The organism is Nocardia halotolerans (assembly GCF_042650145.1).
Taxonomy (GTDB): domain Bacteria; phylum Actinomycetota; class Actinomycetes; order Mycobacteriales; family Mycobacteriaceae; genus Nocardia; species Nocardia halotolerans.
Window position 1 is genome coordinate 269,204 of sequence record NZ_JBHSDL010000030.1, and the last position, 8,967, is coordinate 278,170.

General features: G+C 68.8%; 8 protein-coding genes. 5 read left to right on the forward strand and 3 right to left on the reverse strand.

The annotated features are described in order from the left end of the window. Positions 1-43 precede the first annotated feature (43 nt). The 5 genes from ACFO5K_RS24690 to ACFO5K_RS24710 all read left to right on the forward strand — a co-directional run bounded on the left by ACFO5K_RS24690 (position 44) and on the right by ACFO5K_RS24710 (position 4,827). Positions 44-772, forward strand: coding sequence for an enoyl-CoA hydratase (locus ACFO5K_RS24690; RefSeq protein ID WP_378567694.1), 729 nt, complete (start codon positions 44-46; stop codon positions 770-772). Continuing rightward, positions 772-1,905, forward strand: coding sequence for an MBL fold metallo-hydrolase (locus tag ACFO5K_RS24695; protein ID WP_378567697.1), 1,134 nt, complete (start codon positions 772-774; stop codon positions 1,903-1,905). The genes ACFO5K_RS24690 and ACFO5K_RS24695 overlap by 1 nt, the downstream gene beginning before the upstream one ends. Before the next feature lie 60 nt (positions 1,906-1,965). Continuing rightward, positions 1,966-2,256, forward strand: coding sequence for an antitoxin (locus tag ACFO5K_RS24700; protein ID WP_378567699.1), 291 nt, complete (start codon positions 1,966-1,968; stop codon positions 2,254-2,256). A 51-nt stretch (positions 2,257-2,307) separates the two neighbouring features. Next, the gene (locus ACFO5K_RS24705; protein WP_378567702.1) at positions 2,308-4,572 is read left to right on the forward strand and encodes an ATP-dependent DNA ligase; all 2,265 of its coding nucleotides are present in this window, start codon (positions 2,308-2,310) and stop codon (positions 4,570-4,572) included. 75 nt (positions 4,573-4,647) lie between these two features. Beyond that, complete coding sequence (locus ACFO5K_RS24710; RefSeq protein ID WP_378567705.1) at positions 4,648-4,827, forward strand: antitoxin; 180 nt, start codon at positions 4,648-4,650, stop codon at positions 4,825-4,827. A gap of 74 nt (positions 4,828-4,901) precedes the next feature. Here ACFO5K_RS24710 and ACFO5K_RS24715 read toward each other — a convergent pair whose 3' ends face one another. From ACFO5K_RS24715 to ACFO5K_RS24725, 3 genes are all read right to left on the reverse strand, one after another. Continuing rightward, the gene (locus ACFO5K_RS24715) at positions 4,902-5,537 is read right to left on the reverse strand and encodes an ammonium transporter (protein ID WP_378567708.1); all 636 of its coding nucleotides are present in this window, start codon (positions 5,535-5,537) and stop codon (positions 4,902-4,904) included. A gap of 211 nt (positions 5,538-5,748) precedes the next feature. Further along, positions 5,749-6,495, reverse strand: coding sequence for a CbiQ family ECF transporter T component (locus ACFO5K_RS24720; protein WP_378567710.1), 747 nt, complete (start codon positions 6,493-6,495; stop codon positions 5,749-5,751). Then, the gene (locus ACFO5K_RS24725) at positions 6,492-8,600 is read right to left on the reverse strand and encodes an ABC transporter ATP-binding protein (RefSeq protein ID WP_378567713.1); all 2,109 of its coding nucleotides are present in this window, start codon (positions 8,598-8,600) and stop codon (positions 6,492-6,494) included. The genes ACFO5K_RS24720 and ACFO5K_RS24725 overlap by 4 nt, the downstream gene beginning before the upstream one ends. Positions 8,601-8,967: the final 367 nt, after the last annotated feature.

Consider the following 8,967-nt stretch of genomic DNA (forward strand, 5'->3'; position numbering starts at 1 on the left):
GAGTGAAGACAACCACGTGATCCGGTACTTCTGTGGAGGATGCATGCTCGGCGTGACCCGCGATGGTGACGTGATCACCATCGAATTGCAGCGCGAACAACGGCGCAACGCGCTCAACGAGGAACTGGTGGGCCACCTGCGGGCCGCGATGCTCGATGCGGTGGACCAGGGCGCCAGGGCCATCGTGCTCACCGGCCGTGGGACGGTCTTCAGCGCGGGCGCCGACCTGTCCGGTGTGTACTCCGAGTCGTTCCTCACCGGCCTGCTCGACATGTTGCACACCATCGAATCGCTGCCGGTGCCGGTGATCTCGGCGATCAACGGTGGTGCGCTCGGCGCGGGTGTGCAGTTGGCGCTGGCCTCGGATCTGCGGGTGATGGACCCCGACGCCTACATCGCGGTGCCCGCCGCCAAGCTGGGTATCTCGGTGGACCGCTGGACCGTGGCCCGGCTGGCCTCGCTGATCGGTGGCGGCCCGGCCCGCACCATCCTGCTCGGCGCCGAAACCGTCTCGGCCGCCGACGCTTACGCCTTCGGTTTCGCCAACCGGATCGGTACCGTCGACGACGCCAAGGACTGGGCGAAGTCGATCGCCGCGCTGGCACCGCTGTCGCTGCAGGCGATGAAGCTGATGCTCAACGACGACGGCACCCGCACCCCGGCCAGCGCACAGCAGCGGGCCGCGCTGGAAGCTGCGTGGAGCAGCGATGACGCCAAGGAAGGCCGGCTGGCCCGGCAGGAGAAGCGACCGGCGAAGTTCGTGGGCCGCTGATGGGCCTGGCACGCGTTGCGGGGTCGGTGGCGAGCACCCTCGGGCTCGCCTGGGTGGCGCGTGCGGTGTGGGGCCTGCCCACCGCCCTGGGCGCCGGTGCGTCGGCGATCGAGGCGGGCGCGCTGGGCAAGTCCTCCTACCGGGACGGGCGCTTTCACAACACCGAGCCCAGCGCGATGATCGAGCCGGGTGCCGCGCCGTCGCTGCTGTGGTCGGGAATCACCAAGGGACGGGTCGGTCGCCCGGCGGGCCCGGTCCCGCTGGTCGCGCCCGCCGTGCCCGCCGAGGCCGCGTCGCTGGCCGTCACCTGGTACGGGCACGCCAGCGCCCTGATCGAAGTCGACGGCTACCGGGTGCTGGCCGACCCGGTGTGGAGCGAACGGGTCTCGCCGTCGGGGCTGGTCGGCCCGGCCCGGTTGCATCCGGTGCCCGGCGCGCTGTCGGAGCTGCCCGTCGTCGACGCGGTGATCATCTCCCACGATCACTACGACCACCTCGACAAGGCCACCGTCGACGAACTGGTGCGCGCCCAGCTCGCCCCGTTCGTCGTGCCCACCGGCATCGGCGCCCACTTGCGGCACTGGGGTGTGCCGGCGGACCGGATCGTGGAGCTGGACTGGGGTGGTTCGGTGTCGCTGGGCCACGACGCCGGCGATCGCGGTCTCACCATCACCTGCGCCGAGGCCAGGCACTTCTCCGGTCGCGGTCTGCGGCGCAACACCACATTGTGGGCGTCCTGGGCCCTGGCGGGCCCGGCCAACCGCGTGTACTTCGGCGGCGACACCGGCTACACGAAGGCATTCGCGCAGGCCGGGGCCGTGCTGGGGCCCTTCGATCTCACGCTGCTGCCGATCGGCGCCTATGACCCACGCTGGGCCGATGTGCACATGAATCCCGAGGAGGCGGTGCGCGCGCACGCCGACCTGTGCCTCGGCGATCCCGGCTACGGCGTGCTGGTGCCGATCCACTGGGCCACGTTCAACCTGGCCTTCCACGGGTGGTCGGAGCCGGTACGGCGGCTGGTGTCGGCCGCCGCGGAAACGGGTACCCGAACGGTGGTGCCCAAGCCGGGCCAGCGGGTGGTTCCGAATGACCTCCCACCACGGGTTTCGTGGTGGGAAGATGTGGAGTGACCCGCTCGGCTTCGTCCAGCGACCGGGTAAATGCGCCAATACGGGAAGGAACATCGTTCGATGAGTCTCGTGAACAGTTTGAAAGGCTTGCTCGGTAAGGGCAAGGAGGCGGCCGCGCAGAACGCGGACAAGATCCATGACGCGGTGGACAAGGCCGGTTCCTTCGTCGACGGCAAGACCGGCGGCAAGTACAGCGACAAGATCGCGAAGGGCACCGAAGCGGCGAAGAAGGCCGTCCCGCCGCAGGAGCCGGGCACCGGTTCCGGTGGCCCCACCGGCGGCCCCAAGCCCACCGATCCCGGCACCGCTCCGGGCGGTCCCACCCCGACCGATCCGGGACCGAAGGCCTGATTCGGTGCGCGGGGACCGGCTGGCATCGGTCCCCGCTGCCGGAGAGCGTCGATGGTCCGCCGGGAGTTCCGGGGCGCACCGGGTGAACCGGATATCGAGGTTGAGCTCAGCAACCTCGACAAGATCCTGTACCCCGACACCGGAACCACCAAGGGTGAGGTGATCGCCTACTATTCGGCGATCACCGAGGCCATCGGTCCGCATATCGCGGGTCGCCCGGTCACCAGGAAACGGTGGCCGAACGGGGTCGATCACCCCGACTTCTTCGAGAAGAACCTGCCCGAGCACGCCCCTGCCTGGATTCACCGCGCCGCGATCCAACATTCCAGCCGCCGGGTGGTGTACCCGCTGATCGGCTCCGAGGCGGGGATGGCGTGGCTGGGTCAGCAGGCGGCGCTGGAAATCCATGTGCCGCAATGGCGTTTCGACGGTGCCGAGCGTGGCCCGGCCACCCGCATCGTCTTCGATCTCGACCCCGGTCCCGGTGCGGGGCTGGCCGAATGCGCGCGCGTCGCGCTCGCCGTGCGCGACATGGTCGCCGACATCGGCATGCGGGCGTTCCCGGTGACCAGCGGCAGCAAGGGAATTCACGTCTACGTGCCGCTCGACCGGCCGGTGAGCTCGCGTGGTGCCTCCACCGTGGCCAAGCAGGTGGCCACCAATCTGGAGAAGCTGCATCCCGACCTGGTGACAGCGACGATGGCCAAATCCGCCCGCGCCGACAAGGTGTTCCTGGATTGGAGCCAGAACAACGCCGCCAAGACCACCATCGCCCCGTACTCGCTGCGCGGACGCGCCGAACCCAATGTCGCCGCACCGCGCGACTGGTCCGAGATCGAGAACGCGAAAGACTTGCGCCAGTTACGGTTCGACGAGGTGCTGGCCCGCTGCCAGACCGGCGGCGACCTGTTGGCCGACCTCGACCCACCACTGCCCGCGCACCCCGATTCGCTGACGAAGTACCGCAGCATGCGCGACGCGCGTCGCACACCCGAACCGGTGCCCGCCGACCGGCCCCCGCCCGGCCCGGGTGACCGCTATGTCGTGCAGGAGCATCATGCCCGGCGTCTGCACTGGGATGTGCGGCTGGAGCGCGACGGTGTGCTGGCCTCCTGGGCCGTGCCGAAGGGCCCGCCGACCGAGCCCAAACACAACCGTCTCGCCGTCCGCACCGAGGACCATCCCCTCGAATACCTGGACTTCCACGGCACCATCCCCAAGGGCGAGTACGGCGCGGGGGAGATGAGCATCTGGGATTCGGGCACCTACCGCAGCGAGAAGTGGCGCGACGACGAGGTGATCGTCGAATTCGACGGCAAACGTCTACAGGGCCGCTACGCCTTCATCCAGACCAAGGGCGACCAGTGGCTGATGCACTACATGCGCGACCAGGTGAAGCGAGAACCCGTCTCCGACACCGGTTCCCGATCGTTTCCGCGTGGCCTTTCGCCGATGCTGGCCACCGCCGGTGAAGTGGAACCGCTGCGACCCCCCGACTGGGCGTTCGAAACGAAATGGGACGGGTTCCGGGTGATCGTCGAGGTCGACGATGCGGTCACCGTGCGCAGTCGCGCGGGCAACCTCGTGACCGCCCGCTACCCGCGTTTCGCCGCACTGGCCGAGGAACTGGCCGGGCACCGCGTGGTGCTCGACGGCGAAGCGGTGGTACTCGACGCGGCGGGTCTGTCGGATATCTCGGCGTTGCAAGCGGATTCGGCCCGCGCGGTCTTCATCGCCTTCGACGTCCTCTACCTCGACGGCACCTCGCTGCTGCGCAAGAAGTACACCGATCGGCGGGCGGTGCTCGAGGCGCTCGGCGAACTCGCCCCGTCGATGAATGTGTCGGCACTGCTGGAGGGGCCGGGCGGCGCGGCCATGGAACTCAGCCGGGAGCAGGGGCAGGAAGGCGTGATCGCCAAACGTGTCGACTCGGTGTATCAGCCGGGCAAACGCGCCCAGACCTGGATCAAGCAGCGCAACTGGCGATCCAGGGAAGTGGTGATCGGCGGCTGGCGGCCCAGCACCGCGCGCCCGTTCAAGTCGCTGTTGCTCGGCATCCCGCACGAAGACGAACTGGTCTACGTCGGCCGGGTCGGCACCGGCTTCGACACCAACCAGCAGCGCCGCATCGCCGAGGAGCTACATCGCCTGGGCCGCAAGACATCCCCGTTCACCAGTGAAATGACCGCCGAGGAGCGCAAGGATGCCCGCTGGGTCACGCCGAGTGTGCACGGCACGGTGCGATTCCAGGCCTGGACCGACACCGGGCGGCTCTGGCACCCGGTGTGGGACGGTGTGACGCGTTCACCACGATGACGCCCACGCGCGAAAGCTGTGACGTTGCTAGGGTGATCGCGTTGTACCCGGTTTCGAATCAACGAGGAGTGCGCGGTGGATTTCAAGAACCTGGCAGGCAAGGCGATGGACCTGGCCTCTCAGCATGCCGACAAGGTCGACAATGTGATCGACAAGGCCGGTGACGTGGTCGACGCCAAGACCGGCGACAAGTTCGCGGGTCAGGTGGATTCCGCTCAGGAAGCGGCCAAGCAGGCCCTGCGCGACAAGGCCTGAGCTGAGGTGCGTGCGGCGGACCGGTTGTCACCGGTCCGCCGATTGTCACGCTGGGGGTTTGCTGAGTTTCCGGCTCAGTTGGACTGGGCCCACTGGGTGGTACCGGGCGGGGCGTGCCAGGTCTGGATCAGGTCCATGCCGGCGATGATCAGGGTGGGGCCGCCCGCGACCAGGGTGCCGATGATCGCGCCGACGGAAGCGCCGGTGATGAGGCCGGGCAGCGCGTTCACCCCGCCGGCTGCCGCACCGATCACGAAGCCGATCACCGCGCCGATGGCCATGCCGACGAAGCTGCCGATGGCGGTGGCCATTCCGAATGTCGTGGCGAAATTAGCCTGTGCGGCATAGTTTTCCGCGGGCGAAGCCACCGGCGTCAAGTTGGGTCGCGCGGTGGCGAGGTCCTTCACCGCTGTCAGTTCGAGCACTCGGTTGTCCTGGCTGACCGCGTGCGGCAGTGAGTATTCGAAGCTGCCGTCGCGTACCGACAGCGGCAGGGAGACCAGCGTCGCGCCCGTCGCGTCGCGGATGTCGACCGCGCCGCCGGTGAGGGCGAAGCTGCCATTGGTGAGGGTGGTGACGACCGTATTGCCGACGAGTTCGGTGCGGTATTCCACGTTCGGAGTGACCGGCTCGGCCTTGGCCACACCGGTGCCGACGAGCGCGACCGCGAGCAGCGGAATCGCGGCGGCGGCGATCTTGCGGATGATCATGTGAACATTCCCATCTGGGTTCATCAGGTGATATGCCAAACGAATGCGCCGTGATCATCGCTCCCCCGAGAAGCTCCCCAACGGCACCTGTGATGCGGTTCAGCTCGATACGGTCTGAACTCTAGTACTGCCGCCACCTGCTGTTCAGTGAATTCCAGTTTTAAACCGGATTTCTTTCATAGTTATCAGCTATGTCTGTCCGGCGGGTGACTCAGGAACCGAGCACCGTGCTCAACACCACCGCGCCCACGCACACCACGAGGACGACCCCCAGTGCCACCGCGTCGCGCCGGGCGGGGCTGCTCGGCTGGGCAGTGAGCATGCCGGTGCCGCCGCGGGCGGTGATCGCCTCGCCCAGCTCACCGGCTCGCCTGCTCGACACCGCCATGCACGCGGTGAGGATGTCGATGAGCGGATTGGCGTCGGCCGCGCGGTGCAGCAAGCTCTCCTTCGGGCGCAGCTTGCGGGCCGCGCGCAGCACCCGGATCTCGTCGAGCAGCAGCGGCAGTCCGCGCAGGGTCAGCGCGACGACCACCGCCCACTCGTCCACCGGCAGCTTAAATTTGCGCAGTGGCGCACCGAGTTTCGCCAACGCGGGCGCCACCTCACCCATCGGGGTGGTGAACGCGATCAGGAACGAAGCGGCCACCAACGTCATGCTGAACACGAAGACCTGTGTGTAGACCAGTACCGCGTGCATCCCCATCGGCGCGTTGATCAACGCACCCAGCCCGACCAGGCCCCAGAACCAGAAAGGCAGTCGCGGCAGGGTGCCCAGCGGTAGCCGGGCCGCCACCCAGATGACGATCAGGAACGCGATGATCACGCCGAGCACGGGCCAGGTGGGCAGAAACATCAGCAGCACACTGATCGCGAACGCGGCGATCATCTTGGTGCCGGCCCACAGCCGGTGCACCACACTGTCGACCGGTACTTCGCGCAAAAGGACAGTGCTCATCGGGCGACTCCGTTTCCCGGTTCGTTGCGTGGCTTGTCCAAGCGCCACACGGGCTCGGTGCGGGCTGTCGTCGCCGCGTGCGCGCCCACCGGGCGCCGGGCGCCCGCGGTCTCGGCGACCACCCCGGAATCCAGGTGCACCGTGCGATCACACACCGCGGCCACATCGGAAACGTCATGAGAGATCACGATCAACGTCAGACCCGAATCCCGCAGCCGGGCAAGCAGATCCACGATCTCGGCGCGACCCTGCGGGTCCAGGCCGGCCAGCGGTTCATCGAGCACCACCACCTGTGGATGACTGGCCACCATGGCCGCCAGCACCACCCGCCTGGCCTGCCCGCCGCTGAGTTCCTCCACCGAACGCGCGGCCAGGCGACGGTCCAGACCCACCGCGTCCAGGGCCTGCCCGACCGCGCCGGAGCCGGTCGCGCGCCCACCCCAGTCGGCGATCTCGGCGCCCACGGTCTGCTTCTGCAACTGCAGCCGCGAATGCTGGAAGGCCAGCGTCACCCGGCCGATCTGCTTGTCGACGGGCCTGCCACGCAATTCGCACCGACCCGAACTCGGCGGAATCAAGCCCGCGATGATCCAGGCCAGCGTCGACTTACCCGACCCGTTGCCGCCGACCACCAGCAGCGCCTCACCCTGGCGCACCGACAGGTCCACACCGTGCAGAGCGGGCGCCTCCCACGGGGTGCCGCGGTTGTAGGTGTGGCGCACCTCGGTGAGTTCGAGGATCGGGGCGCCCATGGGACTGCGGCGCCGGTCGCCCGCCGGCTGCGGCCAGCTCGCCAGCCGGTCGACCATTCGGCCGTTCGCGAGATGGATCACCCGGTCGGCCGCCACGGCGTCGGCCTCGTGGTGGGTCACCAGCACCACCGCGGTGCCGTGCCTGCGTGGCAGCGCGGCCAGCAACGCCACCAGATCGCGGCGCCCGTCGGGGTCGATCATCGAGGTGGCTTCGTCGGCGATCAGCAAGGCCGGGCGCCGCGCCAAGGCGGCGGCCACAGCCAAACGCTGCTGCTGCCCACCGGACAGGGTGGCCGTTTCGCGGCGGCCCATACCGTCCAGACCCACCTCGGCGAGCAGCTCGTCGACCCGCACCTCGGCGGCCAACTCCGGCGACAGACCCCACACCACGTCGTCGGCGACCGACACACCAAGGGTCTGGCTCTCCGGGCGCTGCAACACCAGCGCGGTGCCGCCCAACCTGCCCAGCCCCGCCGAACCGGGACGATCCACCGCACCGGTCGTCGGCGGCCGACCGGCCAGTACCCGGGTGAGCGTCGACTTGCCCGAGCCGTTGTGGCCGACCACGGCCACGAACTCACCGGCGTGGATCGTGAGATCGATATCGGCGAGAGCATCGGCATCGGCACCGGAATACCGGTAGCCGACACCGTGCAGGGAAACCGGCAGCGGGCCCACCGGGCGGTCGTCGGCGGGGGCATCGAGACGGTCACTGCCGGGCAACCACGCCAACCGGTCGAGCACCGAACCCAGCACGAACCACGACACGATCGCGCTCACCAGCACACCCAAGGCCACCGACCCGCCGATATAAAGCCACCACCAGCGCAACACGGCATCGGTCGCCTCGGCCGCCGCCCGGCCCAGCGGCTCGAGCTGAGCCTGCTTGGCGGCCAAATTCTGGATGCCCTCGGCGGTGTTGTTGATCGCATCGAAGAACAACTGCCTGGTCCGGGCGAACAGCAGCAGCATGCCGACCGAGAACAATGCCCAGCCCAACCCCGCCACCAGCGCCAGCGCCAGCACCGTGGGCAACCCACCACCACGCCGTTTGACGATGCCGATGATGCCGGCCAGGGTGGCAGCACCCAACACCCCCAACGCGGGCATGATGCCCGCGGCGACGAACGTCACCAAGCCCGCCGCGATGGTGGCGGTCACCAGCGCGCGCAAGCGGTAGCGGTGCGCCAGCAAACCCAGCGGGACCGCGGCCACCAGCTGAAGGGCCGCGGCCATGGGAACCAGGGAGCCGACCGTGATGAGGCCGACGGTCAAGCCGGCCATGACCGCGCCGGTCGCCAACTCGATGGGGCGCAGGGGTCCGCGAGGGAGATCCGCGGGCTTGTGTTTCACACGTCCAGTCTGCCAGTGGTTGCTGGTGGGTTGGATCGGTGGCGGGTTGTTGTCCGGGTGGGGGGCTTGAAGCTGGTGTGGGAGGGCTTGAGGCTGGTGTGGGAGGGCTTGAGGCTGGTGTGGGGGCTTGAAGCTGGTGTGGGGGTTGGGTGGTGTGGGGGTTGGGTGGGGTGCGCGGTGGGGCGGTGCGGCGGTTGGTGTGGTGTTGGGAAACGGTGTGGGCTGTGTTTGTTGGAGCGCTGGCGCGCTCGAGCGCGGCCCCAAGGGCCGCGAGTTAGCCGCCGTTGCTGGCGGCTGCGCCGCGGACGCAACGGCGGCTAACTCGCGGCCGGGCCGCTACGCCGCTTCGCGGCGGACCCTCCTCGAG